Here is a 26,572-nt window from a genome sequence, read left to right on the forward strand (position 1 = left end):
CGTCCGAACGGACGAATTGTGCCGAGACACCTGCCGGGACACTAGTTTTCCTCAGCGTCACACGGGGGCAACGGGGCGCATACACCCAGCTCATAGCGTCGAGTCGCTCGCAACCAGCGACAACCTAGCGACGTCGTCGTGCCGACCTGCCGGTGGTCGACGATAAACACCAGGAGTAACCATGAGTGGCAGCATGTCCCGCCGTCAGGCCATCGAGGCCGTGACGACCTACGAGGTGTCGGCACCCGGATTCACCGAGCCGTTGGCAGACACCTTCGGACGCAACGTGTTCAGCTTGTCGGTCATGAAGAAGCGCCTGCCGAAGCATGTCTTCAAGGCGGTCGCGGCAACGATCGACACCGGCTGCCCGATGGACCCGACCCTCGCCGACTACGTCGCGGTCGCGATGAAGGACTGGGCCATCGAGAAGGGCGCCACCCACTACGCGCACGTCTTCTACCCACTCACCGGATTCACGGCGGAGAAGCACGACTCGTTCCTCGAACCCGATTCGAGCGGTGCGTCGCTCGCCGAGTTCGCCGGCAAGACGCTGCTGCAGGGTGAGCCCGACGCGTCGAGCTTCCCCAACGGCGGTCTGCGCGGCACCTTCGAGGCCCGCGGTTACACCGGCTGGGACGTCACGAGCCCGGCGTACATCCTGGAGAACCCGAACGGCAACACCCTGTGCATCCCCACGATCTTCATCTCGTGGACCGGTGAGGCACTGGACAAGAAGACCCCGCTCCTGCGCAGCCAGCAGGCCATGAGCAAGCAGGCAATGCGTCTGCTGAAGCTCTTCGGCCACGAGAACGTCGACACCGTCGTCTCCTACGCCGGCGCGGAGCAGGAGTACTTCCTGATCGACGAGCACTTCTTCTACGCGCGCCCCGACCTGATGACCTCCAACCGCACCCTGTTCGGCGCCCCGCCGTCGAAGGGTCAGGAGTTCGACGACCACTACTTCGGCGCCATCCCCGAACGCGTGCTGTCGTTCATGATCGAACTCGACCGCGAGCTGTTCAAGCAGGGCATCCCGGCCAAGACCCGCCACAACGAAGTCGCCCCCGGCCAGTTCGAGATCGCACCGGTCTTCGAGCGCTCGGTGCTGGCCCATGATCACCAGCAGCTGATGATGACCACGATGAAGGCGGTCGCGGAGAAGTACGGCATGAAGTGCCTGCTGCACGAGAAGCCGTTCTCCGGCGTCAACGGCTCGGGCAAGCACGTCAACTTCTCACTCGGAAATGCCAACCAGGGCAACCTGCTCAACCCCGGCGACACCCCGCACGAGAACATGCAGTTCCTCACCTTCTGCGGTGCGATCATCCGCGCCGTCCACTCCTACGGCGGCCTGCTGCGCGCCGCCGTCGCGTCGGCGTCGAACGATCATCGTCTGGGTGCGAACGAGGCTCCGCCGGCGATCATCTCGATCTTCCTCGGCGAGCAGCTGATGGACGTCTTCGAGCAGATCGCCAAGGGTGGCGCCACCGGTTCCAAGACGGCCGGCGTCCTCGAGCTCGGCGTCGACACCCTACCGCCGCTGAAAGCCGACCCGGGCGACCGCAACCGCACCAGCCCGTTCGCGTTCACCGGCAACCGATTCGAGTACCGCGCACCGGGTTCCAACCAATCGATCTCCGACCCGATGGTCGCGATCAACACCATCCTGGCCGACTCCATCGACTACATCTCCTCCGAACTGGAGAAATTGCTCGCCGACGGCGCCGACCTCAACGACGCCGTGCAGAAGGTGCTGCAGGAGATCGTCAACGCCCACGGTGCCGTGATCTTCAACGGCAACGGCTACTCCGACGAGTGGCAGGAAGAGGCCGCCGCGCGCGGTCTCAAGAACCTCCGCACCACCGTCGACGCCGTCACCGAGTACACCGCACCCGAGGTCGTCGAGATCTTCGAGAAGTACGGGGTGCTGTCGGCCCGTGAACTCGAGGCCCGCGAGGACGTCATCTTCGAGTACTACGGGCTCACCATCCTCGTCGAGGCCAAGGAGACCGCGGAGATCGCGAAGACGATGATCATGCCGGCCGCGATCCGCTACCAGGGCGAGCTCGCCGGCACCGCCGCGTCGCTGAAGATGGCCGGGATCGAATCTTCCACACCGCTTCTCACCGAGATCACCGAACTGATCGGCACACTGCACGCCGCCGTGGTCACCCTCGACGAGGGCATCGCGGGTATGCACGGCGAGAGCACCTACGAGGAGTCGAAGTACGCACACGAGACGCTGATCCCGGCGATGGCCGCGGTGCGCGAGGTCGCGGACACGCTCGAGAGCATCGTCGCCGACGACCTCTGGCCGCTGCCCACCTACAACGAGATGCTCACGATCCTCTGACATCTCGGGTACTCACCCGAGCTGGAAACCGCCCCTGAGGTCGACCCTCCACGGCGGCGCCGAAGACATAGTGTCGTCGGTGCCGCTGCACAGGGTGGTTTTCGGGGGCGGTTTTCAGCTCCTACCGCACCCGCAACGACAATGCCACGACAAGCCGGGTCGCCGGGTCCTCGAGGTCCATCCCGGTGAGGGTCTCGATGCGTCGGATGCGGTAGCGCAACGTGTTCGGGTGGACGTGCAGATCGTTGGCGGCCGACCGGACGTCGCCGAAACGGTCGAGGTAGGCGCGCAGGGAGACGGTGAAATCGCTACCGGTGCGGGCGTCGAGGTCGGCGAGGTCAGAGACCCGCGGGTCGACGAGGTCGGGGTTCTCGGCGAGGAGCGCGACGATCTCGCCGAGCAGGACCCCGGTGCGTGAGCCCGCGACGGTGGTGACGTCGTCGATCAGTTGGCCTTCGAGGGAAGCCGCGTCGAGCACGCGGTCGATCTGGCTGCGCAGTTCGGGTACCGCGGCGAGGGTGTGGGGTCCGGCGACCACCGCGCGGATGCGAAAACCGAACTGCCGCTGCGTCACGTCGACAGACACCCGCGCCCATTCGACCGCGGCACCATCCGTCACACCGGGGAGCACCACGTAGGCACGGTCGCCGATGGTCGAGGTCACCGACAGCGGACTGAACGCGCTGGCGTGCAGGGTGAGCGCGGAGATGCGAGTGGCGTTCTCCGACAACGGCACCGAGGCGCCTTCGGCCGAACCGGTCGTCGCGAATCCGACGAGGACCACTGCGACGGACGGGTCGACGCCGAGCTGAGCGGCGAGTGCGTCGACGTCGATGATGTCGCCGCGCGCGCCGAGGAGCCGACGGACCAGTTCGTCGTGTTCGGTGCCCGCGGATCGACGACGGGCGATCACCCGGGCGGCGACCGCGGCCGCTCCGGTGAGCACCTCGTCGGTGTCGTCGGCGAACGGTCCGGCACCGCGCTGCAACCAGACGACCCCCAGAAACTCGGCCGTGCCCGGGGCCCGGATCGCGACCGCGCGGCGTTCCCGCAGGCCGAGGTCGGTTCGCGCGTCGACCGCGACCACCCGCGCCGACGTGCGCAGCGCGTCCATCACACCCCACTGCCGAAGCCAGGCGAGCATCTCCGGCGGGCCCTCGCGGCCGAGGATCGACAACCGTCGCAGATCGTCGGCCTCGTCGCCGGCCGTGCTGTAGGCCAGCACGTGCGATCGCTCGTCCTCGATGCTGATCAGTCCGCCGGTGCGCCGTGCGACCTCGGCCGCGAGTTCGAAGAGATCACCGGTGGCGCCCGACTCCATCGACTCGCCGTCGTCCGGCGAACGCCGCGCGGTGTCGAGGACGCGCGACACGAGGTTGTAGATGCGCTCCCACCGGGCGTGCGGGTCGATGGCGACGACCGCGATACCGAGTCGATCGGCGAGGTCGGTGAGGGTCGCCGACGACGTCTTGCTCATGACGGCGACGGGGCGATGGATGCCGAGGCCGGCCAGCAGTTCGGTGCTCACCTCGTCGGGCAGGCCGACCAGCAGGAACACATCGGCCGACCGTGCCGCGCGACCGAGGCCGAAGTGGACGTCGTCGATGTCGATCATCGCGAGGCTCCGCACCGGCACGTCGAGTCCCTGCGGTGCGGTGACCAGGGTCGCCACCGTCCGGTCCAGGGCCAGGATGAGACACCCGAGCGCGACGCCCGGAGATTTGTCCATACGGACAAGGCTACGGCTGTCCGGTTTGCCGATCGGCCATATCGCGGGAACGCCCTCCGCAGGTGAACTGACGTCATGGACGCCATCACCACTCCCCCTCGCCCGGTCAACGAGCCGGTGCACACCTACGCCCCCGGGTCGCCCGAGCGCACCCGGATCGTCAACGAACTCACCCGCCAGTCCAGCGCCGGCCGACGCGAGCTGCCGCACATCATCGGCGGTCGACTGCATCTCGGGCACGGCGATCAGATCGACGTCGTGCAGCCGCATGCGCACCACGAGGTGCTCGGATTCCTCACCAACGCCACGCACGACGACGCCCGTGCGGCCGTCGACGCCGCGATGGACGCAAAGGACGACTGGGCGCACACCAGCTTCGACGACCGGGCCGCGGTGATCCTGCGCGCGGCCGAACTGCTGTCGGGGCCGTGGCGTGAACGGATCGCCGCCGCGACGATGCTCGGCCAGTCGAAGTCGGTGCAGCAGGCCGAGATCGACGCGCCCTGCGAGCTCGCCGACTTCTGGCGGTTCAACGTCGCTTTCGCACGCGAGATACTCGCCGAACAACCGGTGTCGTCACCGGGTGTCTGGAATCGGCTCGATCAGCGTCCGCTCGACGGATTCGTCTACGCGGTCACCCCGTTCAACTTCACCGCCATCGCCGCGAATCTGCCGACGGCGCCGATGCTGATGGGCAACACCGTGATCTGGAAGCCCTCTCCCACACAGGCGTATTCGGCGCAGTACACGATGGCACTCCTCGAAGCCGCCGGACTGCCTCCCGGAGTCATCAACCTCGTCCACGGCGACGGACGTGCCGTGTCGGATGTGGTTCTCGCCGACGAGAACCTGGCCGGAATCCACTTCACCGGATCGACCACGACCTTCCAGTACCTGTGGCGAGCGGTCGGCAACAACATCGACAAGTACCGCAATTACCCGCGCCTGGTCGGCGAGACGGGCGGCAAGGACTTCATCGTCGCCCATTCCTCCGCCGAACCGCACGCTCTCCGAACGGCATTGATCCGCGGCGCGTTCGAGTACCAGGGCCAGAAGTGCTCGGCCGCCTCACGCGCCTACATCGCCCGGTCGGTGTGGGACAAGATGGGTAACGACTTCCTCGGCGAGACAGCCGAAATCACCTACGGTGACGTCCGCGACCTGTCGAACTTCGGTGGCGCCCTGATCGATCAGCGTGCCTTCGACAAGAACATCGCGGCGCTGCGGCGCGCCAAGTCCTCGCCGCAGGTCACCGTCGCCGTCGGCGGGCAGGTCGACGACACGGTCGGGTACTTCGTGCGCCCCACCGTGTTGCTGTCCGACGACCCGCGGGACGAGTCGTTCTCCACGGAGTACTTCGGCCCGATCCTGGCGGTGTACGTCTACGACGACGCCGACTACGAGACCGTGCTCGACCTGGTCGACACGACGGCGAAGTACGCGCTGACCGGCGCGGTCATGGCGACCGACGTCGCGGCGGTCGCTCTCGCGTCGGACCGGCTCCGCAATGCGGCCGGAAACTTCTACATCAACGACAAGCCGACCGGTGCCGTCGTCGGCCAACAGCCGTTCGGTGGCGGTCGGGCGTCGGGCACGAACGACAAGGCGGGGTCGAAGCAGAACCTGTTGCGCTGGACGTCGAGCCGCACGATCAAGGAGACGTTCACACCGCCGACCACGACCCGGTACCCGCACATGAGCACCGACTTCACGGGGGTCTCCAGTTGAGCACGCTCTTCGACACCCTCCTGCGCCCGACGATCGCCGCCGCGGCGCGCAGCGAACGGATCAAACAGACCTCGCAGCGATGGTCGGTGACCGAGAAGGTCGTGCGCCGGTTCGTGCCCGGCGAAACGCTCGACGACGTCCTCGCCGCCATCCGAGGAGAACTCGACGACGGGCTGGCGGTGACCATCGACTTCCTCGGCGAGGACACCGTCGACGAATCACAGGCCGACGCCACGGTCGCCGCCTATGTGTCTCTGCTGGAAGCGATGCCGGGCCTGGGTCCGGTACGTCCGGGTGCGCTGGAGGTGTCGGTGAAACTCACTGCGCTGGGTCAACGGCTGCCCGAACACGGCGCCAAGATCGCCGAGGAGAACGCCCGGACCATCACCGCGGCAGCGCACCACGCCGGGGCACTGATCACCATCGACGCCGAGGATCACGCGACCGTCGACGAGCGTCTGGCCATCGTGCGGTCACTGCGACAGGATTTCCCCGAGGTCGGGACCGTGCTGCAGGCGTATCTGCGTCGTACCGAGGCCGACTGCGCCGAGTTCGCGGCAACGGGCGCACGAATCCGGTTGTGCAAGGGCGCCTATGCCGAACCGCCGGCGGTCGCCTACCCCGACCGTCACCAGGTCGACGAGGCCTACCTCCGCTGCCTGCGAATCCTGATGAAGGGCAACGGCTATCCAATGGTCGCCAGCCACGACCCGACGATGATCGAGGAGGCCTCGATCCTGGCGGCGGAGTTCGACCGCGCCCCCGGCACGTGGGAGCACCAGATGCTGTACGGCATCCGGGTTGACGAGCAGCGACGGCTCGTCGAGTCGGGCGCCCGAGTGCGCGTGTACATCCCATACGGCACCGAGTGGTACGGCTACTTCGTCCGTCGCCTCGCGGAGAGACCGGCGAATCTCGGCTTCTTCTTGCGGGCGCTGGCCGGGTAGAGCGCCGAACTCCCGCGTCAGGGGTGACGATCTCGCAGGGATATTCGAAGCCCATCAGTAACCGGTGAACGAGTCGGTGTGGATACGCCACGGACGCAACCTGGTCGACGGATCGAGATGCCGGATCGTCGACGAGGTGCGTTCGACGAATCCCGGTGTGCCCGACACGTAGTAGTGCGCACCCGCGATGTCCGGACCGACGAGCTCCGCCAGACGGTCGGGATCGTCGACGCCGTCGGCGAGTTCCGGCGCGATGACCGTGACCACCCGTGCCGAGGCCCCTCTGGCAGAGTCCAACTCGTCGTCGTAGACGGTCCGTTCCGACGAGCGCAAGACATGGACCACGGTCAGTCCCGACAGGTCGGCGCCGTCAAGCGACCGCACCATCGACACGAACGGCGTGATCCCGATACCCGACGCGAGGAGCACGACCCTGCCCTTGGCCGGAAACACCCGCGGGAGGACGAAGTCGCCACCGATCTCGTCGACCCACGCGCGCCGGGCACGGCCGTCGATGAGGGCGGCCTTGAACGACGACGGCACCCCCGCGACCGTGAAACCGAACTCGACCGGCGCCTCCCTCGGCGCGGACACGAACGAGAACACCCGGCGCGAACCGGTCCACACCGGCGCCGACCACCGCGGCACACTCACACTCGACCACTGCCCCGCCCGGAACGACGGTGCGCCACCGGCGGGTTCACCGCGCAACACGTAGGTGCGGTCGGCCAGTGACGCGGTCTCGACGTCGAGGCGCACCCGGCGCGCGGTGCGCGTCGCCAGGCGTACTGCGAAGGCGTACAGGCTGCCGACGAGCAGAGCGATCTCCGGCACGAAAGCCAGTGTGTACGAGTCGGTCACCTCGACCGTGTACTGGCAGTGCATCAGCACCCCGACCAGGGCCGCGTAGATCAGCCGATGCGGCTGTCGCGCCGGAGATGTCAGCGGTTCGGGCAGCATGACGGCCGCGACGAAGAGCATCGGCGACGACACGACCCACGTCGACAGATCCTGGCCGCCGCGAACCAGTTCGACCACGCCGATCGTCACCAGCGACGCGACGAGGAACACGGCCACGAGGAGCCACTCGCGGACCAGGGTGACCACGGCCGCGCCGATGACGATCATCGGGATCAGCAGCGGCTCGGCCGCCACCCACCAGAACGGGTAGCTCAGTCCGTCGACACCGGCGTAGGCCAGCGCATAACAGCCGACGGCGCCGGCGACCGCCGGGTTCAGGATCAGCCGTCGACGCCATGCCAGAACGTATTTCGACGCCGCGGCGATCACCGCCGCCGTTGCGACGGTCGCGACCGCGGTGTCTACCGAACCGCCGGGCACCACGAAGAACAGGATCAGTCCGGTGATGAGCCACGAATCGGAATTCGGCGGCACCCGGAACACGGCCGCTAACAGATAGGTGGCCAGGCCGCTCACCCCGACCGCCACCAGCAGCCACACCGCGAGTTCGTCTGGTCCGTAACCGAAGTCTGCGTCGACCGCAGACACCACGAAGGCCGCGACCGCGAGAAGGACCAGCCCGCACAACACCGCCCGGTACGGGGTCAGGTGTCGCCGCGTGGCATCGAACGGCGCGAGGATCCGCGGGAAGAACGCGGTGGGTCTGGTCGTCGAAACGCCGGTCGTCACAGGAACAACTCCAATCCGGGGATCGCGGTGTGTTCGACACTGCCGTTGCGCCGGACGGTCACGTGATGAAAACCCTCCGCGTGATGGTCGAAGTCGCCGCGCAGGAACGCGGCCGGGGTGAAGAACAGCGCGGTCGCCAGCCCGTCGGCCTCCATCGCCGACGGTGCGATCACCCACGTGGCCAGCACCTCCCTTGCAGGTGAGGCGGTGCGGGGGTCGACGATGTGATGCCAGTCCGCCCACACCCGACGATTGCTCGCCGACGCGCAGATCGCCCCGGCGTCGAGCGTGACCACGCCGATCGCCTTGGTCGGGTCCATCGGGTGCTCCAGCGCCACCCTCAGCCCGCGGGTGCGGGGTGAGACGACCATGTCGCCACCGGCGTCGACGACGAAGTCATCGGTGGCCCGCCCGACGATCTCCGCCACCCGGTCGGCCGCGAAACCCTTTCCCGCCGCACCGACATCGAGCAGCGCGGGTTGGCGCAGTTCCAGCGCGCCGTCATGGCCGGCGATCACCTCGTCCCAACCCGGGATCCCGGCCACCCGGGCGGCGGGCCGCAGGGTGTAGTCCGCGTCGTAACCGGCGTCGGCAAGGGTCTGTCCGACCAGCGGTGTGACCGCACCGCGGGTCAGCCGATAGAGCCTGCGGTACCAGTCGACGAGCGGCTGATCCGACTCCGCGATCGGGTGGCGTCCGGCCGTCCGCGCCATCTCGGCGACCGCCGAGTCGTCGCGGAATCTCGACCAGGCCAGGTCGATTCGGTCGATCTCGGCGCGCACCGCGTCGACGACGTCGTCGGGCAGTGGCGCCGGTGTCGTGACCGTCCACCGGGTACCGATGGCGTCGAACACCCAGTCATGGATGGCTGCAGGAGAATTCATGCCGGGGGTGGTCACGCCGGTCGAACTCAGTTGATGGCTTCCTGTTTGATCTTCTCGATCGCCTCGTTGAAGCCACCCGAGGTCAGCGACGAGCCGGAGACCTTGTCGACATCGATGTCGTTGATGTTCTTGCCCACGACGACATCCGAGATCCCGCCGGCGAACTTGCCCTGGTACTCCACCGACGGGCCCTTGGTCTGGCTCGTGTCGACCGACACCGCGGTGATGACGTCGTTCGACAGGGTGACGGTGACGCCGACCTTCTGCGGTCCGCCGGGTGAGATGTACCCGCCTTCCGCGGTGTACTCGCCGTCTTTGTACTCCTCGCCCGTGGCGCCGTCGGTGACTGTCGCGGTGGAGGTGTCCGCAGCGGTGGTGCTGCCGGAGCCGGAGTCGTCGGAGGAACAGGCCCCGGCGGCGAGACCGACGGCCGCCACCGCCGCGAGGACGCCGCCGGTACGCAGCAGAACCGACGAACGGCTCGAACCGGACAGCTCAGATTCGGACGGGGCAGTGTTCGAAGTGGAGGTCATCGGCCCATTGTCCCTGATCGCCCGGCGCGCCGCCCCGCTGGCTCGCCGAATCGCCGCCGGTCAGCGACCGGCCGCAGCGACACGCGCCTGGATGGCGTCGACGAACACGGTCCGGATGTCGGCGGCGTTCTCGGCGACATAGGTGGTGCCGCCGGTGGCCTCGGCGATCTGCTTGAGCGCGTCGGAGTCGGCGTCGTCGGAGATGCCGATGGTCAGTACCAGCACCGGCCGTGCCGGATCTTCGAGTCGCTTCAGCTCGGCCAGCAGTTCGTCCAGGCTGATGCTGTTCGGATCCTCGTTCTGGCCGTCGGTCATGATGATGACGCTGTTGGAGTAGTTCGGGTCGTAGGTGTCCTGGACCTTCTTGAACGCCGCGAGCGTGGTGTCGTAGAGGCCCGTACCGCCACCCAGGTCGGACAGGCCTTCCTCCATCGCCCGGCTGAGCGCATCACGGTGCGTCCCACTGCCCGAACGCGCGTCGAGCCGCCGGATGGGCGCCATCTCCAGCCAGTCCTGACCGTCGCCGCCCTTGTCGACGCCGAATGCCCAGCCACCGATCATCGTGTTGTTGGGGAACAGCTTCAGGCCCGTCTGGGAGGCGTCGATGAGCAGACCCGCGCGGGTGGTGCCACCGGCAGGTGTCTCCATGGACCCCGAGGTGTCCTGGACGACGAGGCTGCGGATCGGCACGCCGAGGACCTGCCACTGACGCAGCGCCTTGTCGACCGACGACGGGTCGCGCAGCTGCAGCTCCTTGACCGGCTCGCCGACCCCGTTGCCGTCGGCGTCGCGGTAGCCCGCGTCGGTCAGCGCCTTGCGACCGGAATCAGTGCCCAGCGCCGCGACGAGCGCGGCCCCCGCCTCGTCGGCCACCTGCTGGCGAGCCGCAGATGCGGTGTTCACCAGGGGGTAGTCGAGCATGACGGTGCCCGAGGCGGGGATGGTCGACGTCAGCTTCGACCCCTGATGGGTGCGCATGAAGAGCTCGTACTGCTGCTCGGTCGTCACGACCGGCACACCCGAGGTGTTCGCCAGGTTGAGTCGGGTGCCCTCGTTGTCGTTGGTCAGACGCGCGTTGTTCTGCTGGATCGCCAAGATCGTCATGGCCTCGGTGAACTTCTCAGTCGGAAGCTCGCCGGCGTCGACGGCCGCGAGCGCACCGATGATCGGGGCATCGCCGGTGCTGGTGTCGACGGGGCTACCGGTCCTGAGGTCGGGGAGCTTCATGACCTCGACCCACGTGCCCAGTTCGGGGACGTTCTCCCCGGCGACGACGGTCGGGGTCGAGGCGATGGAGGGTGCCACCAGATCGAGGTCGCGGCGGACCTGCGTCGTCACGCGGCGTGCCTGCACCTGAGAGTCGGCGACCCAGAGGTCGGGCGCCGCGGCGCCCTGCGTCAACAGGCCGGGCACGTCGGCGCCGGCGGCGGTCTGGACGTCGTAGTCGTAGCAGGAGTCCGCGGATGCCTGTCGTGCCACCTCGCGGAGGGGGCCGGTCATCGCGGCGTCGGAGGCGACGGCGACCCGGGTGCGATCACCGCAACCCCCGGAGCCGGCCTGCCAGATGATCACCCCGGTGACGAGGGCGACGACCGCGACCAGGGCGACGATCGCCCACAGCCAGCCGCCGCGGCGACCGCTGCCGGCCTCGCGGTGCTCGAAGCCGAAGTCGTCATCGGACCGGCTCGCGCCGCTCGCGGGTCCCCCGCTGCTCGCGGCAGCCCGGGTCCATTCGTTCCCGCCGCGATCGGCATCTGAGCTGTGACGCCCCATAGTTACTCTCGTTCCCCTCGTATGGCGGTGTCCTCACACCGCCTGACGCATCGCCGTCATCCGCCCCCGCGTGACGTCACGCACGGGTCAGCCGAAGATCTCTCGGAATTGCTGCAGCGACTTCCGCAGATCTCCCGACACCGCCAGGGCCGCGGTCTTACCCACGGGCCCGATCAGCGGCAACCCACCCAGATCAACAGTGAAGGTTACTTCCGATCCGATCGAAGTGGGAAGGATGCCCAGATCGAGCTTGGCCTTCACGCCGCCTTTGCCGCTCCCCTTGAGGCGTACGTGCGACACCGGGTCGAACTTCTCGACGACCCAGTCGAAGCGGACCCGGGTGCCCTTCACGACGACGATCGAGGCGATCTGCGTGCCCTTGGCCAGGTCCTCGTAGGCCGGGAGCGGGCTGCGCCAGGAGTCGTGGATCAGCAACCATTCGTCGTACCGGGACAGGTCCGAGGCGGCCGCCCAGGTATCTTCCGGAGACAGTTCAACCTCGATGGAGTCACTCGTCTTCGCCATGGTCCCAGAGCCTAGTGTCCGCACCTCCGACTTTCCCGCGCCGGTGGCCGATCAGGCCCGGGCGCTGCTCGGCGCGCACCTGACGGGTCACGGCGTGACGATCCTGGTCACCGAGGTGGAGGCCTACGCCGGACCCGACGATCCGGCGTCGCACGCGTACACGCGAACGGCCCGATCGGAGATCATGTACGGCCCGCCGGGCCGCCTGTACGTCTACCGCATCCACGGCCATCACTGCGCGAACATCGTGGTGCGGGGGCCGGGACCTGCGGCGGCGGTCCTGCTGAGGGCCGGCGAGGTGGTCGACGGGGTCGAGCTGGCACGTGACCGACGCGGTGCCGCGCGCTCCAGGCCGGTGTCCGACGACCGGCTCGCCAGCGGCCCCGGGAACCTCTGCCGCGCGCTCGGGATCACGATGGCCGATCTCGGCACCGTTCTCGCCGATCCGCACACCCCTGTGACTCTCGACACATCTCCGGGCGGGCCGCTCCCCGACCTGCCGGTGGCCTCCGGACCGCGCGTCGGCGTACGACGCGCGGCCGACGTTTCGTGGCGATTCTTCTTCGACGGTCACCCGACCGTGTCGGGGTACCGCCGTCACCCGCGCGCCGGCGGCTGACCGGCTACTGCTGAGGAGCGTCCGGCTTGTTCTCGGGCGCCTTGTTGTTCTCGGGCGTCTTGTTGTTCTGGGCGGCCGTGTTCTGGGCTCCGACGGCCTTGCGGACCGCGTCCTGCGCCTTGTCGACCTGCCCGGCGTACTTGTTGCCGGTGGCCTTGTCGATGGCGTCGCCGCCCTTCTCGATCAGATTCGGGTTCTTGCGCAGCGTGTCGCGCGCCTTGTTGACGAGTCCCTTGAGATCCATGACGTCTCCTGTGTCCGAGCCGGATGTCTTCCGGCCGCCCGTGGCAGAGTTTAGTCGCCTACACGGCGTCTTTACGCGGCTGCCACCTCGACGTCCGCGGAGTGCCCTTCAGAACTGCTGTGGTTCGCGATCCACCGCGGCACGATCCGCGAAACCGCTTCCACGAGCACGATTCCGACGGCCGCCGAGGTGAGCGCGACCGAGTTCATCGTCCAGTTCGACGAGTCGAGGTGGAAGAGGTCCTGGGTGAACGGCCACCCAAAGATCAGCATGTAGGCACCCGCTGAGACGACGAGCAGGAGAACCTTCCACCAGTTGTAGGGCCGGGCGACCACCGCGAGCACGTAGACCGCGATCGCGATGAGCGTCATCAGCGACGCGGTGGCCGCCTGGGTCTGCGCCGGCGACAAGTCGACGGCGTCGCCCCCGACCTCGACACCCGGCCCGCCCGGGTTGACGATCACATAGGTGACGAAGGTGCACAGGCCGACGATGATGCCGTTGGGGACCGCGGTGAGCAGGACGCGACGCACGAAGCCTCGGCGGGCTCGCTCGTTGTTGGGTGCCAGCGACAGCACGAAGGCGGGGATGCCGATCGTGAACCACGCCGAGATCGTCACGTGGATCGGCTGGAACGGGTAGCTCAGCGGGTCCGAGCCGAACAGCTTGCCCAGCACGCCGCCGACGCCGACGAACAGCGCCAGCAGCACCGCGTAGACCGTCTTGGTGAGAAACAGGTTGGAGACGCGTTCGATGTTGCCGATCACGCGACGACCCTCGCCCACCACATACGGGAGGGTCGCGAACTTGTTGTCCAGCAACACGATCTGCGCCACCGACCGGGCGGCCGAACTGCCCGATCCCATCGCGACACCGATGTCGGCGTCCTTGAGGGCGAGCACGTCGTTGACGCCGTCGCCGGTCATCGCGACGGTGTTGTCCCGCGACTGCAACGCCTTGACCATGGCGCGTTTCTGATCGGGACGGACACGACCGAAGGTCACGCCGTGTTCGACCACGTCGGCCAGTTCGTCGGTCTCCTCTGGCAGTCTGCGCGCGTCGACGGAGGTGTCGGCCGAGCCGAGGCCGAGCGACTCGGCGACCGCACCGACCGAGCGAGCGTTGTCGCCGGAGATCACCTTGACGGCGACGTTCTGCTGTTCGAAGTAGTCGATGGTGCCGCGGGCGTCGGGCCGGATCCGCTGTTCGAGCACGACGAGCCCGACCGGGGTCACGGTGCCCGGGGCGACCGCGCCGGCGGCCGGTTCGGTGTCGACGGGGACGTCGGTGCGCGCGAGCAGCAGCACGCGCAGTCCGGCCGCGCCGATGTCGGAGGCCAGTTGAGCGGTCTCCCCGGCCGGGTCGAGCAGCACGTCGGGTGCGCCGATCAACCAGTTGCCTACGTCGGTGCCGGACGCGTCGTCGAACGACATCCCGCTCCACTTGGTGGCCGAGGTGAACGGCTTGATCGCGGACACGGTCCACGACGGCGGGGTCGGATACGCCTCGGCGACGGCGATCATGCTGGCGTTGGGACGCGGATCGTGGGCGGCGAGTGCCGCGAGCACCTCTCCGGCCAGGTCTGGCGGATCGTCGCCGACGACGCGCAGTTCGGACAGGCGCATCCCGTTCTCGGTGAGGGTGCCGGTCTTGTCGGCGCACACGACGTTGACGCGGGCCAGGCCCTCGATCGCGGGGAGTTCGTTCACGAGGCACTGCCGCTGCCCGAGGCGAACGACGCCGACCGCGAAGGCGATCGAGGTCATCAGCACCAGACCTTCGGGCACCATGGGCACGAGCGCGGCGACCATGCCCAGCAGCGCCTGCTTGAGACTGTTGTCGCTGATGAACAGCTGGTTGACGATCGTCAGGATGCCGGCGGGGATCAACAGCCAGGTGATGACCCGCAGGATCTGGTCGATTCCCGAGCGGAGTTCGGAGGAGACCAGGGTGAACTTCGACGCCTCGGCCGCGAGCTGCGCGGCGTACGCGTCGGCCCCGACCTTGGTCGCCCGGTAGGCGCCGCCGCCGGCGACCACGAAGCTGCCGGACATGACCTGCGCGCCCGGGTCCTTGTCGATCGGATCGGCCTCACCGGTCAGCAGCGACTCGTCGACGTCCAGTGCGGTGGCCTCGATGACCTCGCCGTCGACGACGATCTGGTCGCCGGCACCGATCTCGATGATGTCGTCGAGCACGACCTCGTCGGGCGCGACCTCCACGACCTCACCGTCGCGTCGGACCCGCGGCCGGGTCTGACCGACGATGGCGAGCTTGTCGAGGGTGCGCTTGGCGCGGACCTCCTGGACGATGCCGATCGTCGAGTTGGCGATGATCAGCAGACCGAACAGGCCGTTGATGAGCGAACCGGTGAACGCGACGATGGCGAACAGAACACCGAGGATCGCGTTGATGCGAGTGAAGACGTTGGCGCGCACGATGTCCGCGACGCTGCGGCCCGAGCGGTCGGGCATGGAGTTGACCTTGCCCTCGGCGACCCGCTGGGCCACCTCTGCCGCGGTAAGACCGGGCTCGATCGTCTCCGTCGTGGTGCTCACGCCGAAACCTCCCACCAACTCGAATGCGCCACACCGGTTCCGGTGCGGTGTTCGAGGTCGATCGAACCACCGGGCTGCGGGACGAGCACAGTCGGGTCGCCGTGGTGTGCGGCGGCTTGCAGCCGCGCGATCGGCTCACCCCATGGGTGACGGGCGAGATTGAAGGTGCCCCAGTGGATCGGGACCAGAACCGAATCGGCCCCGGAACCCGGCGAGACCATCCGATGCACCGACAGCGCCTCCTCCGGGTTGACGTGGATGTCGGGCCACATCACGTCGTAGGCGCCGACGGCGATGAGCGTCAGGTCGAAGGGGCCGAGCCGGGCGCCGACGTCGGAGAATCGCTCGGTGTGGCCGGTGTCGCCGGAGAAGAAGACGCGGTGGGTGTGGCCGGCGATCGCCCAGCTCCCCCACTGGGTGAGGTTGCGTGCCAGCCACCGTCCGGAGAAGTGGCGTGCCGGTCCGCAGGTGAACCGCAGCTCTCCGCCGCGTGTGGCGACGACGACCTCGTCCCACCAATCCGCCTGCCGGATGCGGTCTTCGGCGATCCCCCAGGACATCAGATGTGCGGCGACGCCGAGGGTCGTGACGAACACGGCGTCCGGCTGTGTCGCCGCGATGGTGGTGACCGTGTCCATGTCGAGATGGTCGTAGTGGTCGTGGCTGATGACCACGACGTCGATCGGGGGCAGCTCGCGCGCGGCCAGCGGGGCGGCGTGCATGCGTCCCGGACCGACGAGTTGGCTCGGCGAACACCGGCGGCTCAGGACGGGGTCGGTGATGATGCGCGCGCCGTCGATGTCGACGATCGCGGTGGCATGTCCCAGCCAGGTGACCGCGAGGGGCGACGGGGCGTCGAAGGTCGGGACGGTGACCATCACCGGACGTCGGGGCCGGCCCGGGCGGCGCGCCATGTCGGCGAGCACCTGGCGGTCCGGGGCGACGGAACCCTCCGGCGGCTCGGGGTTGTCGAAGACCCCGTCTCGCAGGTGGGGGGACGTGCGCACGTGCGGCACGATCTCCTCGCGGGTGGCGCCGAGTGCGCGAGCCGGGCCGAGACCACCGGCGGCGAGCCGTTCGGCCACCGCGTCGGCCATCATCGCCCCAGCCGATGTCACCCGCCCCAGCACCCGCGAGGTCGCGTCGGGGCCGCTTCTTTCGGGATCCGTGGTCACATCCACACAGTAATCCGATCGGGTGAGGTTCGACGCGAAGCGCAACGGCGTCGGACCAGAAGGCTCTCACGGCGACCATCGAGATGTGAGCATCAACAAACATCGGCACGTTTCGGGCGGTCAACCGTGCAAACGCGGACAACGGCACTGATAGGCTGCGGCGAACATTGTCCATTGCACATGCGCAAGCGCATGTTGGCCAAGGGGTTGACCGTCTTGCCACGGATGTCCGTCGAACAGCGTCGAAGCGCGCTCATCGAGTCGGCGTACCGAGTGATCGCCGATCACGGAGTCGAGGGTGCCACCACCCGCCGGATCTGCGCTCACGCCGGAATGCCCCTCGCGAGTTTCCATTACGCATTCGAGAGCCGCACGGCGCTGTTGTGCGCGGTGATGGATCATGCGGTGCCCGTCGACATCGAGCGCATGCTGCATTCGGTCATGCCTGCCGCCGACTTCGGCCCGGAGCCAGACATCGACGCGCTCAAACAGAACATGGTGCGGCAGTTCCATGCCTTCGTCGACCTGCTCAAGGCCGATCCCGGCCGGATGCAGGCGACCATCGCGCTCGGCATCTACGCGCACAACCATCCGGAACTGCAGCAAGTCGGCAAGGTCATGTACGAGCAGCTCTATCGGGTTGCGGCGTCCGGCATGCGGGAGATAGCCGAACTCGCGGGTCTGACCTGGACCCGGCCGACGGAGGAACTCGGCCCGCTCATCATCGCCGCGACCAACTCGATCACCCTGATCTACCTGAGCACCGGCGACGACAAGGTGGTCGACTCCCTCATCGCGGCAGTCGCAGAGCAGCTCGCCACCTATGTCACGTTCGAGTGACCCTCGTTCCCACGCCTCGTCCGGAACATCCCCCGTCGACGGTCTGTGGGTGACCGACCCCGACCGGTACTGGGCGTCGATCGACGACGCGGTCACCGACGCAGGGCTCGATGCCCCGGTCCTCGCACTCGACCGCGCGGCGCTCGAACACAATGCCGCAGATCTGTTGCGCCGCTCCGCCGGTGCCCCCATCCGGGTCGCCAGCAAATCCCTCCGGGTGCGTTCGGTGATCACCGATCTCGCCACCCGTCGCGGCTTCCACGGCGTACTCGCCTACGACCTCGCCGAGGCGCACTGGCTGGCGACGACGACGGAGATCACCGACATCCTGATCGGTTATCCGAGCGTCCGACGGGAAGCACTGGCAGGCTTCGTGTCCGACGAGGTGGCGGCGAGCCGGGTGAGCCTGCTCGTCGACTCGGTCGAGCAGCTCGACATCATCGACGCCGTCGCCCCACCCGCATCACGACGACCGATTCGGGTCGCCATCGACCTCGACGCGTCGTACCGGCTCCTCGGCGGCCGCGTACACGTCGGGGTCCGGCGTTCCCCGGTGCATTCCCGGCGCGACGTCCTCGATCTCGCCCGGACCATCGTCGCGCGGAACGGTTTCGACCTGGTCGGCGTGATGTCGTACGAGGCGCAGGTCGCCGGTGTCGCCGACGCGGTTCCGGGGAAGGCAGTCGTCAACCGGGCGATCGGGATGATGCAGCGCCGGTCGATGGCCGAACTGCGCCGCCGGCGCGGGAAGATCATCGGCGAGCTGCGGCAGATCGCCGACCTGGAGTTCGTCAACGGCGGCGGCACCGGCTCGCTCGAGGAGACCGCCCGCGACCGGTCGATCACCGACATCGCCGCGGGCAGCGGACTTTTCGGTGGCCATCTCTTCGACGGTTATGCACGGTTCCGACCGGCCCCTGCGCTGTCGTTCGGACTCGACGTCGTCCGGCGTCCGGCCCGCGACATCGTCACCTGCGCCGGCGGCGGCTGGATCGCCTCCGGACCGCCAGCACCCGATCGCCTCCCGAAACCGGTGTGGCCGAGCGGACTCGAGTTCGTCGGCACCGAGGCCGCCGGCGAGGTGCAGACCCCGCTCCGCGGGAAGGCTGCGCCGGGCATCGCGATCGGCGATCGAGTATGGTTCCGGCACACCAAGTCCGGCGAGGTCTGCGAACGCGCCCGGCACGTCGCGATCATCGACCGCGACGACGCTGGTCACGCGGTGGTCAGTGAGGTCGTGCCGACCTACCGAGGCGAGGGGAAATGCTTTCTGTGAGCGGTACGTCGACTGCCGCCGGGCACGGCTGGCGCAACTGGGGTGGTACCGCGTCGTGCACACCGAGACGAGTGGTGCATCCGACGAGTGTGGGCGCGATCGCCGACATCGTGCGGGAGACCGCCGAGCGGGGCGGCACGGTCAAGACCGTCGGTGCCGGACACAGCTTCTCCCCCATCGCCGTCGCCGACGACGTCCAGCTCGAACTGTCCGGCCTGCGCGGTCTGGCCGGCGCCGACGGCCACCGGGTGACGCTGCACGCGGGCACCCACCTGCACGAGATCCCCGCGCTACTGGCACCGAGGGGTCTGGCGATGGCCAACCTCGGTGACGTCGACCGGCAGACCATCGCGGGCGCGACCTCCACCGGAACCCACGGCACCGGACTGGCATTCGGCGGCATCAGTACGCAGATCGCCGGCGTCACCCTCGTGAACGGCAAGGGCGAGATCGTCACCATCGGTCCCGCCGACCCCGAACTACCCGCTGCCGCACTGGGTCTCGGCGCACTCGGGGTGCTCGTCGAGATCACGCTCGACTGCGTCGACAACTTCCGGTTGCATGCCGTCGAAGGGCCGGCCTCCGCCGACGATGCGATCGCCGGCTTCCTCGACCACGTCGCCGAGTCCGACCATCACGAGTTCTACATGTTCCCGCACACCAATTGCGCACTCGTGAAGACCAATACGCGGCTCGGGACGGATGCACCGATCACCGGACCGTCGCGATTCCGCCGCTACGTCGACGACGAACTGTTGAGCAACAAGGTGTTCCGGCTGCTGTGCGAGGTCGGTGTCCGCGCACCCCGGCTCGTTCCCGCCATCAACGCGGTGGCCGGCCGCAGCCTGTCGTCCCGCGAGCTGACCGACACGTCGACCAAGATCTTCGTCTCCGACCGCGACGTACGCTTCCGCGAGATGGAGTACGCGATCCCCCTCGAGGACGTCCCGGCGGCGTTGCGCGAGCTCCGCGCCCTGCTGGACCGCCGCGAGTACCGCGTCAGCTTCCCCATCGAGGTGCGCGCCGCCGCGGCCGACGACCTGATGCTCTCCACCGCCACCGGACGCCGCAGCGGCTACATCGCCGTCCACCGCTACCACCGCGACGACCCGGCCGACTCCGCCGCGTACTTCGCCGACGTCGAATCGATCCTCACCGGCTTCGGCGGACGCCCCCACTGGGGCAAGATGCACACCCGCGACGCCGACTACCTGCGCAGCGTCTACCCGCGCTTCGACGAGTTCCGTGCGGTGCGCGATCGGTTCGATCCGTCTCGAGTGTTCGCGAACGACTACCTGCGGCGGGTGCTGGGGGACTGAGCTCAGCGCCGATGGATCGGCCCGCTTCCTTCGTGCAGTGGGCTCGCCTGTGCGCCATGACGTTCGGCGATGATCTGTGCTGCGATCGCCACCGCCACCTCCGCCGGTGTGTGCCCGCCGAGGTCGAGCCCGAGGGGCGACCGCAAGCGCGCGAGCTGTGCCTCGTCGACGCCCTCCTCGCGAAGACGACGGTTGCGGTCGTCAGCGGTCCGGCGAGATCCGAGGGCACCGATGAAACCGAGGGTCGGCGCCTGCAGGGCGGTGCGGAGGGTCGGCACGTCGAACTTGGTGTCGTGGGTCATCACGCACAGTGCCGTGGTCGAGCGGACCTCCCGGTCCCGGATCTGGTCGGCGAGATAGCGATCGGGCCAGCCGACGATCACCTCGTCGGCGTCGGGGAATCGTTCCGGGGTCGCGAACACCGGCCGGGCGTCGACAACGGTGACCCGCATTCCGAGCGTCGACCCCAGTGAACTGAGCGCGCGCACGAAGTCGTTGGCGCCCACCAGGATCAGACGTGCCGGCGGGGCGAAGGTCTGCACGAAGGTGCGTGGCCGGTCCTCGGTCGGCGCAGCGGGATCGGTGGCCTCGCAGTCGTCGAGGCCGATGACGCCGGTGCGGCCGGTGTCGAGCATGTCGGCGACGTCGTGGTCGAGGCGTCGCCACGGCGGCCGGGAGGTCTCGGTCGCGACATACCAGTCCGGGTGGGCGTTCAGCGTTGTGGCGACCGCGATCGGTTCATCGGCCGCGAGTGCGTCGGCGAGGCGTCGGAGCTGACCCAGTCGTTCGGGCGTCGGCTCGATGCGTTCGACGGCGACGTCGATCTGACCACCGCACGTCAGGCCGGGCGCGGGATCACGAGGGTCCTCGATGCCGAACTGCTCGACGACTGCGAGCCCGTCTTCGAGCACCTGCTGCGCGGTGTGGACCAGGGCCGACTCGACGCACCCACCGGAGACCGAGCCGATGACGGTGTCGTCGTGTGTGACGACCATCGACGCCCCGACCTCGCGTGGCGCCGACCCGGACGTCGCGATGACCCGACACAGCGCGACGGGGCGTGCATCCGGCCGGCCGAGGACGGTCAGCAGGTCGGGCAGGATATCGCGCATGCTCTCCAGTTGACCAGATGTTCCGGTGACCGGCCACCTCGCCACGACCGGCCGATCTCATCTCGACAAGCAGACGTCGATCGAAGTCGGCACGTCGAAGCGAGGTTCGCCGGTCGGGATCTCAGTGCCCGACGAACTTCGGCTGCCGCTTCTCGTTGCGTGCGGCACGCCCCTCGGCCATGTCGTCGCTCTGCCAGGCGCGGACCATCGCGGCGACCCGGTCCTCGGGTGCGGTGTCGCGGGCGCCGTCGCCGTTGAGCACCAGCTTGTAGTGCTGCAGGGTGAGCGGGGCGAGATCGGCGATGGTGGCCGCCCAGTGCTGGGCGTCGGCGAGATCGCCGATGCGGTTGGCGAATCCGAGAGTGTGGGCACGGTCGGCGTTCAACGGGTCGCAGCCGATGAGCATGCCGCGCGCCTGGCCGGCACCGACGAGCGACACGAGCCGGCGGATGGTCCACTCATCCACGGCGACACCGATTTTGGCGGCCGGGATGGCAGCGATCGCGTCGGGCGCCATCACGCGGAGGTCGGCGGCCATGGCCAGCTGGAGTCCACCGCCGATCGCGGAACCGTTGAGAGCCGCGATGACCGGCACCGGCGTCTGCTCGATGCGATGCAGCGTCGAGACCAGCTTGTCGAGGAAGCCGGGGTCGTAGACCGGCCCGGACAGATCGGCACCCGCACTGAACACCGGACCACGTCCGGTCACCACGATGGCCCGCGCACCGGCATCGACCGCGGCGCCGAAGGCGTCGGCCAGCCCGCTGAGCATCTCCTCGTTGAGGGCGTTGCGCTTGTCGACACGGTCGAGCTCGATGGTGACGACGGCGCCGTCGGTGGTGGAGTGAATCATGGGGGCCAAGCCTACCGATGACACTGTCGAGCCGACTCGTGACAGGGTGGTGACGTGCCGAACACCACGCCGAGCAGCGCCACGCCGATCGACGTCGAGGGCCACTCGGACGTCCTGATAATCGGCGGCGGGCAGGCAGCACTGTCGTCGGCCTACTTCCTGCACCGCTTCGGCCTCGGGGAGCGCTATCAGATGCTCGACCATGCGCCCGGCCCCGGCGGAGCCTGGCAGTTCCGCTGGCCGACGCTGACCCTCGCCACCGCCAATCGGGTCCACGACCTGCCTGGGTGGGGGCTCGTCGAGGCACTCGGACTCGACTGCGACCGGCTCCCCGCCGCCACCGCGGTCCCGGACTACTTCGGCCGATACGAGCAGAGGTTCGGCCTCAACGTCCATCGGCCGGTACACGTGCGGGCGGTTCGACGGGACGGTGAGGGTTTCCGTGTCGAGTTGGCCGACGGCCGTACCCTCACCACCAACGTCATCATCAACGCCACCGGCACATGGGACCGGCCGTTCATCCCGCACATCCCCGGCGCCGCGGATTTCCGTGGCCGCCAACTGCACACGCACGACTACAAGACCCCGGCGGAGTTCGCCGGCAAACGCGCCCTGGTGGTGGGTGCCGGCATCTCGGCGATCCAGTTGCTCATCGAGATCGCCCGCGAGGCGCCCGGCGTCGAGACGTTCTGGTGCTCTCGACGCGAGCCGGTCTTCAGTACCGAACCGTTTACGCCCGAACAGGGACGCGAAGCCGTGGCGCGGGTCGAACGCCGCGTCCGCGCGGGGCTGCCCCCGACCTCGGTGGTCTCGGTGACCGGACTCGCCCTGACACCCGCGATCGCGGCCGCCCAGCGCGACGGCATCCTGTCGTGGCGCCCGATGTTCACCCGCATCACCGAGACCGGCGTCTGCTGGGACTGCGGCCCGGAAGGCGGTGAACACCTCGATCTCGACGTCATCTTCTGGAACACCGGCTTCCGCAGCTCGCTCGATCATCTGACGCCGCTGCGGCTGCGCGCACCGGGTGGCGGCATCACCATGACCGGCCGTCTCGCGACGGTCGTCGAGGCCGATCCGCGGATTCAACTGATCGGATACGGGCCGTCGGCATCGACGATCGGGGCCAACCGGGCGGGCCGCGAGGCCGCGAGAGTGGCCGCTGACCTGCTCGGAGTCGCCGCTCACTGACCCGCCACCGCCGCGACGACGCTCACGTCGCCGTTATTGGGGATTGACAGATTGTTGTGTTTTCCTAACACTTGGTGGGGTGAGTCCAATACGCCGTGGGGAAAAACTCCCCATCTTCAACCGCATCGGCGTCCTGCGTGCGGAACGGCAGATGTCGCGGGCCGAGCTCGCGAATCTAGTCGGCATCAACGTCCAGTCCGTCGGCGCACTCGAGCGGGGCGACAACTACCCCAGCCTCGACCTCGCCTTCCGCATCTGCGACGTCTTCGACCTCCCCGTCGAAGCCGTGTTCAGCCGAACCCCGTTCGGCGCCATGTCCGCCGAGCTCTACCGGCGCGACACGCGTCCGGCCGCGAACGGCTCACCCACCAACGACACCGGAGGTGATCGATGAACGACCCGAACTCGGCATTCCCGGAGGAGGCCAAACCCGCGATCTGGCGCCGTTACGAGAACTGGCGTGGGCGCCGGCACGAGGAGTTCAACGCCAAGCACGCCCACCGCCTGACCACGTGGCGTAACCAGCGCGCATACCGGCGGCTGGTCATCACGCTGCTCTGCGCACTGGCGTTGATCATCGCCAGCTCCTACCTGGCCTTCCACTCGTCGGGATGGTTCCTGCTGCCGTTCGGCATCGGGTTGGTCTCGGTCATCACCATCCAGACCGCACTGCGCATCGTCACCGGCTCCATCGCCGACGCACCGGTGTCGGCGCTCGACGAGATCCAGCTGGCCCAACGTAATTCGGCGCGGTCATTCGGCTTCTTCGTGCTCTACGCGGTGATGTTCATCCCGTACTTCGTCCTCGTCGCGATCAGCATGCGCGACGAGGTACCCGGCCAGTGGGTCTACGGGAGCGCCATCCTGCTGATCTCCCTGGTCCTCACCGCGATCTGCGTGCCCACCATGCTGATCGCCTGGTGGATGGCCGATCCCGACCCGGAAGACCTGGTCGAGCCCCGACAGACACCCTCCGACACCGCCACGGGCGGAAAGGGACGTGACTCATGAACGCACCACTCATCGTGGACGGCCTGCACAAGCGCTACGGGGATCTGGTCGCATTGCGCGACATGACCTTTCACGTCGACCCGGGAGAGATCTTCGGCTTCGTCGGCAGCAACGGCGCCGGCAAGTCGACCACCATGCGCATCATTCTCGGAGTCCTCTCCGCCGACGCCGGCGAGGTCCGGCTCGGCAACCGACCCATCGATCTCGACCTGCGTCGTCGTATCGGCTACATGCCCGAGGAACGCGGCCTCTACCCGAAGATGAAGGTCGGCGAACAACTCACCTTCCTCGCGAAACTCCACGGCATGGACACCGCGGAGGCCGAGGAATCGGTGCGGCGCTGGACCGATCGCCTCGGCGTCGGCAGTCGGTACGACGACAACGTCGCCGACCTCAGCCTCGGCAACCAGCAGCGCGTCCAGCTCGCGGCCGCGCTGGTCCATGATCCCGAGGTGCTGGTGCTCGACGAGCCGTTCTCCGGGCTCGACCCGGTGGCCGTCGACGTGATGAGTGACGTACTCAAGGAGAAGGCCGCCGAGGGTATCCCGGTGATCTTCTCCTCGCATCAGCTCGATCTCGTGCAACGACTGTGCGACCGCGTCGGCATCGTCACCCGCGGCGAAATGCGTGCCCTGGGCACGGTCGACGCACTGCGTTCCCGCGACGGCATCACCCTCGAGGTCACCGGACCGCGTGCCGACGTCGCGTGGGCCGACGCCCTGCCCGGCGTCCGCGAGGCCGCCTACGGCGAGACCACACGACTCCTCGTCGACCCGGATGTGGTCGACGACCAGCAGATCCTGGCTGCGGCACTCGATCACGGTCCGGTCCACCGCTTCACGACGTCCACCCCGTCCCTCACCGACATGTTCCGAGAGGTCGTTTCGGCATGACCACACTGCACGACATCCCCACCACCACACCGAGCCCGTCCCCCAAGGCCTCGGCTGCGAAGGCCATCCGGCTCGTCGCCGAACGCGAGATCACCACTCGAGCCAAGACCCGGTCCTTCGTCGTCAGCACCGTGCTCCTGATGGTCGTGATCATCGTCGGCGCCATCGTCATCAACCTGCTCGCCGGTGGCGAGGACGTCGAGAAGGTCGCCGTCGTCGGACAACCGGCGGCGATCAGCGAGTCGATCGTCGAACTCGGCGACTCCGCCGGCACGTCCATCGCGACCGAAACCGTGGACACCGTCGAGCAGGCACGCGCCAAGGTCGCCGACGGCGATGTCGCGGCGGCACTCGTGCCGGGTGAGAACCCCGGGTCCTACGTGATCCTGACCAAGGACGGCGCCGACCCGGCTGTCGAGGCCCCCATCCGGACCGCCGTCTCCCAGGCCGGCCTCACCGACGCACTCGCTGCCCGCGGAGTCGACGCTGCGTCCCTTCCCGCGATGGCCATCTCGGTGACGCAGCTCGAACCTGCCCGCCCGGATGAGGGAGAGCGGCTTGTCATCGCCCTCGTCGGAGTCATCCTGTTGATCACCGCGATCATGATGGGCGGCACGATGGTGGCCGTCGGCGTCGTCGAGGAGAAGACCTCGCGGGTCGTCGAACTGCTGCTGGCGACGATCAAGCCGCTGCACCTGCTGTGGGGCAAGATCATCGGTATCGGTGCGGTCGCCCTCACACAGGTCGTGCTGCTCGGTGCGACGGCGCTGATCGCCGGTACCGCCACCGGAATCCTCACGTTGCCCGGAGCAGCGGTCGGGATGTTCGCGGCCGTCATCGCCTGGTTCGTGCTCGGCTTCCTCTTCTTCGCCTCTCTCTACGCCGCGACCGGCGCGATCGTGTCGCGCCAGGAGGAACTGAGCTCGGCGTCGTTCCCGTTGACTGTTCTGGCCATGGCGGTCATGTACGCCGGCATCTTCGGAGTGCAGGCACTCGATTCGACCCTGATCAAGACCCTCAGCTGGATTCCGCCGTTCAGCGCGGCACTGATGCCGATGCGGATCGCCAGCGGCGACACCAACACCCTCCAGATCGTGCTCACGTTCCTGATCATGGTTGCGGTCTGCGCGCTCGCCACCTGGCTCGCGGCACGTATCTATCAGCGCTCGATCCTCCGTACCGGTTCCCGCCTGGGCTGGGGCGAGGCGCTCAAGCTGGCTCGCTAGCACCGGATTTCGTAGAGGCAGCGGACGTAGAGACGACAGATGTCTGTGGCCCGAGCCGGCCGCACACCCACCCTTTTTCCGTAGATCCACCACCCGGTCAGGGGGTGGAAGTACGGAAAACCGGTGGGTTTCC

The 26,572-nt window shown here is 68.2% G+C and carries 23 protein-coding genes; 12 read left to right on the forward strand and 11 right to left on the reverse strand.

Translation table 11 applies throughout. The features are described 5' to 3' along the window. Positions 1-181: 181 nt before the first annotated feature. On the forward strand, positions 182-2,353 hold the full coding sequence (locus tag C5O27_RS21065) for a glutamine synthetase III family protein (protein WP_127963585.1): 2,172 nt from the start codon (positions 182-184) through the stop codon (positions 2,351-2,353). A gap of 121 nt (positions 2,354-2,474) precedes the next feature. Here C5O27_RS21065 and C5O27_RS21070 read toward each other — a convergent pair whose 3' ends face one another. Then, the gene (locus C5O27_RS21070) at positions 2,475-4,082 is read right to left on the reverse strand and encodes a PucR family transcriptional regulator (RefSeq protein WP_127963586.1); all 1,608 of its coding nucleotides are present in this window, start codon (positions 4,080-4,082) and stop codon (positions 2,475-2,477) included. 75 nt (positions 4,083-4,157) lie between these two features. Here C5O27_RS21070 and pruA point away from each other — a divergent pair, with 75 nt between their 5' ends. Together pruA and C5O27_RS21080 are read left to right on the forward strand one after the other, a co-directional pair. Continuing rightward, positions 4,158-5,810, forward strand: coding sequence for an L-glutamate gamma-semialdehyde dehydrogenase (gene pruA, locus C5O27_RS21075; RefSeq protein ID WP_006359723.1), 1,653 nt, complete (start codon positions 4,158-4,160; stop codon positions 5,808-5,810). After that, a complete protein-coding gene (locus C5O27_RS21080) occupies positions 5,807-6,757 on the forward strand; it encodes a proline dehydrogenase family protein (protein WP_127963587.1) in 951 nt (316 codons plus the stop codon). Before pruA ends, C5O27_RS21080 begins: the two co-directional genes overlap by 4 nt. 54 nt (positions 6,758-6,811) lie before the next feature. On the opposite strand, the gene C5O27_RS21085 is transcribed toward C5O27_RS21080, so the two are convergent. The 5 genes from C5O27_RS21085 to C5O27_RS21105 all read right to left on the reverse strand — a co-directional run bounded on the left by C5O27_RS21085 (position 6,812) and on the right by C5O27_RS21105 (position 12,122). After that, on the reverse strand, positions 6,812-8,407 hold the full coding sequence (locus C5O27_RS21085) for an oxidoreductase (protein WP_006359721.1): 1,596 nt from the start codon (positions 8,405-8,407) through the stop codon (positions 6,812-6,814). Continuing rightward, on the reverse strand, positions 8,404-9,291 hold the full coding sequence (locus C5O27_RS21090) for an FAD:protein FMN transferase (protein ID WP_081474354.1): 888 nt from the start codon (positions 9,289-9,291) through the stop codon (positions 8,404-8,406). Before C5O27_RS21090 ends, C5O27_RS21085 begins: the two co-directional genes overlap by 4 nt. A 26-nt stretch (positions 9,292-9,317) precedes the next feature. Continuing rightward, positions 9,318-9,824: an FMN-binding protein gene (locus tag C5O27_RS21095; protein WP_035754844.1), complete on the reverse strand. Its 507-nt coding sequence runs from the start codon at positions 9,822-9,824 to the stop codon at positions 9,318-9,320. 60 nt (positions 9,825-9,884) lie between these two features. Beyond that, positions 9,885-11,597, reverse strand: coding sequence for a substrate-binding domain-containing protein (locus C5O27_RS21100; protein ID WP_127963588.1), 1,713 nt, complete (start codon positions 11,595-11,597; stop codon positions 9,885-9,887). Between the two features lie 87 nt (positions 11,598-11,684). After that, on the reverse strand, positions 11,685-12,122 hold the full coding sequence (locus tag C5O27_RS21105) for a type II toxin-antitoxin system Rv0910 family toxin (protein WP_006359717.1): 438 nt from the start codon (positions 12,120-12,122) through the stop codon (positions 11,685-11,687). On the opposite strand from C5O27_RS21105, the gene C5O27_RS21110 reads away from it, so the two are divergent. Further along, positions 12,100-12,741: a DNA-3-methyladenine glycosylase gene (locus tag C5O27_RS21110; protein WP_127963589.1), complete on the forward strand. Its 642-nt coding sequence runs from the start codon at positions 12,100-12,102 to the stop codon at positions 12,739-12,741. The two genes, C5O27_RS21105 and C5O27_RS21110, sit on opposite strands and share 23 nt — an antisense overlap. Positions 12,742-12,745: 4 nt before the next feature. On the opposite strand, the gene C5O27_RS21115 is transcribed toward C5O27_RS21110, so the two are convergent. The 3 genes from C5O27_RS21115 to C5O27_RS21125 form a co-directional block, all read right to left on the reverse strand. Continuing rightward, positions 12,746-12,985 carry an antitoxin gene (locus C5O27_RS21115; protein ID WP_006359715.1) on the reverse strand — a complete coding sequence of 80 codons (240 nt, stop codon included), beginning with the start codon at positions 12,983-12,985 and terminating at the stop codon, positions 12,746-12,748. Between the two features lie 71 nt (positions 12,986-13,056). Next, on the reverse strand, positions 13,057-15,543 hold the full coding sequence (locus tag C5O27_RS21120; protein ID WP_006359714.1) for an HAD-IC family P-type ATPase: 2,487 nt from the start codon (positions 15,541-15,543) through the stop codon (positions 13,057-13,059). Next, complete coding sequence (locus tag C5O27_RS21125; RefSeq protein ID WP_127963590.1) at positions 15,540-16,724, reverse strand: MBL fold metallo-hydrolase; 1,185 nt, start codon at positions 16,722-16,724, stop codon at positions 15,540-15,542. The genes C5O27_RS21120 and C5O27_RS21125 overlap by 4 nt, the downstream gene beginning before the upstream one ends. 174 nt (positions 16,725-16,898) lie before the next feature. On the opposite strand from C5O27_RS21125, the gene C5O27_RS21130 reads away from it, so the two are divergent. The 3 genes from C5O27_RS21130 to C5O27_RS21140 are packed head-to-tail and all read left to right on the forward strand — an operon-like array spanning position 16,899 to position 20,153. After that, entirely contained in the window at positions 16,899-17,558 is a 660-nt protein-coding gene (locus tag C5O27_RS21130) for a TetR/AcrR family transcriptional regulator (RefSeq protein WP_230461911.1), read from the forward strand. 49 nt (positions 17,559-17,607) lie between these two features. Then, positions 17,608-18,834: an alanine racemase gene (locus C5O27_RS21135; protein WP_244216548.1), complete on the forward strand. Its 1,227-nt coding sequence runs from the start codon at positions 17,608-17,610 to the stop codon at positions 18,832-18,834. After that, positions 18,822-20,153 carry a D-arabinono-1,4-lactone oxidase gene (locus tag C5O27_RS21140; RefSeq protein WP_042376604.1) on the forward strand — a complete coding sequence of 444 codons (1,332 nt, stop codon included), beginning with the start codon at positions 18,822-18,824 and terminating at the stop codon, positions 20,151-20,153. Before C5O27_RS21135 ends, C5O27_RS21140 begins: the two co-directional genes overlap by 13 nt. 2 nt (positions 20,154-20,155) lie before the next feature. On the opposite strand, the gene C5O27_RS21145 is transcribed toward C5O27_RS21140, so the two are convergent. Both C5O27_RS21145 and C5O27_RS21150 read right to left on the reverse strand, forming a co-directional pair. Continuing rightward, positions 20,156-21,265, reverse strand: a complete 1,110-nt coding sequence (locus tag C5O27_RS21145) for an XdhC family protein (RefSeq protein ID WP_075863079.1) — start codon at positions 21,263-21,265, stop codon at positions 20,156-20,158. 121 nt (positions 21,266-21,386) lie between these two features. After that, positions 21,387-22,118: an enoyl-CoA hydratase gene (locus C5O27_RS21150; RefSeq protein ID WP_006359708.1), complete on the reverse strand. Its 732-nt coding sequence runs from the start codon at positions 22,116-22,118 to the stop codon at positions 21,387-21,389. Between the two features lie 54 nt (positions 22,119-22,172). On the opposite strand from C5O27_RS21150, the gene C5O27_RS21155 reads away from it, so the two are divergent. From C5O27_RS21155 to C5O27_RS21175, 5 genes are all read left to right on the forward strand, one after another. Further along, complete coding sequence (locus C5O27_RS21155; RefSeq protein ID WP_006359707.1) at positions 22,173-23,309, forward strand: NAD(P)-binding domain-containing protein; 1,137 nt, start codon at positions 22,173-22,175, stop codon at positions 23,307-23,309. A gap of 79 nt (positions 23,310-23,388) precedes the next feature. Continuing rightward, positions 23,389-23,703, forward strand: a complete 315-nt coding sequence (locus tag C5O27_RS21160; protein ID WP_006359706.1) for a helix-turn-helix transcriptional regulator — start codon at positions 23,389-23,391, stop codon at positions 23,701-23,703. Continuing rightward, positions 23,700-24,320 carry a hypothetical protein gene (locus C5O27_RS21165; protein WP_035754851.1) on the forward strand — a complete coding sequence of 207 codons (621 nt, stop codon included), beginning with the start codon at positions 23,700-23,702 and terminating at the stop codon, positions 24,318-24,320. The genes C5O27_RS21160 and C5O27_RS21165 overlap by 4 nt, the downstream gene beginning before the upstream one ends. Next, entirely contained in the window at positions 24,317-25,213 is an 897-nt protein-coding gene (locus tag C5O27_RS21170; protein ID WP_006359704.1) for an ABC transporter ATP-binding protein, read from the forward strand. The genes C5O27_RS21165 and C5O27_RS21170 overlap by 4 nt, the downstream gene beginning before the upstream one ends. Beyond that, on the forward strand, positions 25,210-26,439 hold the full coding sequence (locus C5O27_RS21175) for an ABC transporter permease (RefSeq protein ID WP_127963592.1): 1,230 nt from the start codon (positions 25,210-25,212) through the stop codon (positions 26,437-26,439). The genes C5O27_RS21170 and C5O27_RS21175 overlap by 4 nt, the downstream gene beginning before the upstream one ends. Positions 26,440-26,572: the final 133 nt, after the last annotated feature.

Source organism: Gordonia alkanivorans, from assembly GCF_004011905.1.
Lineage (GTDB): Bacteria > Actinomycetota > Actinomycetes > Mycobacteriales > Mycobacteriaceae > Gordonia > Gordonia alkanivorans.

What these genes read in the sequence shown, in the direction of transcription:
- C5O27_RS21090 (WP_081474354.1), bottom strand. Translation starts at nt 9,291, where the DNA reads ATGAATTCTCCTGCAGCCATCCATGACTGGGTGTTCGACGCCATCGGT.
- C5O27_RS21150 (WP_006359708.1), bottom strand. Translation starts at nt 22,118, where the DNA reads ATGATTCACTCCACCACCGACGGCGCCGTCGTCACCATCGAGCTCGAC.
- C5O27_RS21130 (WP_230461911.1), top strand. Translation starts at nt 16,899, where the DNA reads ATGCGCAAGCGCATGTTGGCCAAGGGGTTGACCGTCTTGCCACGGATG.
- C5O27_RS21095 (WP_035754844.1), bottom strand. Translation starts at nt 9,824, where the DNA reads ATGACCTCCACTTCGAACACTGCCCCGTCCGAATCTGAGCTGTCCGGT.
- C5O27_RS21140 (WP_042376604.1), top strand. Translation starts at nt 18,822, where the DNA reads ATGCTTTCTGTGAGCGGTACGTCGACTGCCGCCGGGCACGGCTGGCGC.
- C5O27_RS21115 (WP_006359715.1), bottom strand. Translation starts at nt 12,985, where the DNA reads ATGGATCTCAAGGGACTCGTCAACAAGGCGCGCGACACGCTGCGCAAG.
- C5O27_RS21070 (WP_127963586.1), bottom strand. Translation starts at nt 4,082, where the DNA reads ATGGACAAATCTCCGGGCGTCGCGCTCGGGTGTCTCATCCTGGCCCTG.
- C5O27_RS21065 (WP_127963585.1), top strand. Translation starts at nt 182, where the DNA reads ATGAGTGGCAGCATGTCCCGCCGTCAGGCCATCGAGGCCGTGACGACC.
- C5O27_RS21170 (WP_006359704.1), top strand. Translation starts at nt 24,317, where the DNA reads ATGAACGCACCACTCATCGTGGACGGCCTGCACAAGCGCTACGGGGAT.
- C5O27_RS21175 (WP_127963592.1), top strand. Translation starts at nt 25,210, where the DNA reads ATGACCACACTGCACGACATCCCCACCACCACACCGAGCCCGTCCCCC.
- C5O27_RS21165 (WP_035754851.1), top strand. Translation starts at nt 23,700, where the DNA reads ATGAACGACCCGAACTCGGCATTCCCGGAGGAGGCCAAACCCGCGATC.
- pruA (WP_006359723.1), top strand. Translation starts at nt 4,158, where the DNA reads ATGGACGCCATCACCACTCCCCCTCGCCCGGTCAACGAGCCGGTGCAC.
- C5O27_RS21100 (WP_127963588.1), bottom strand. Translation starts at nt 11,597, where the DNA reads ATGGGGCGTCACAGCTCAGATGCCGATCGCGGCGGGAACGAATGGACC.
- C5O27_RS21145 (WP_075863079.1), bottom strand. Translation starts at nt 21,265, where the DNA reads ATGCGCGATATCCTGCCCGACCTGCTGACCGTCCTCGGCCGGCCGGAT.
- C5O27_RS21110 (WP_127963589.1), top strand. Translation starts at nt 12,100, where the DNA reads ATGGAGTCACTCGTCTTCGCCATGGTCCCAGAGCCTAGTGTCCGCACC.
- C5O27_RS21105 (WP_006359717.1), bottom strand. Translation starts at nt 12,122, where the DNA reads ATGGCGAAGACGAGTGACTCCATCGAGGTTGAACTGTCTCCGGAAGAT.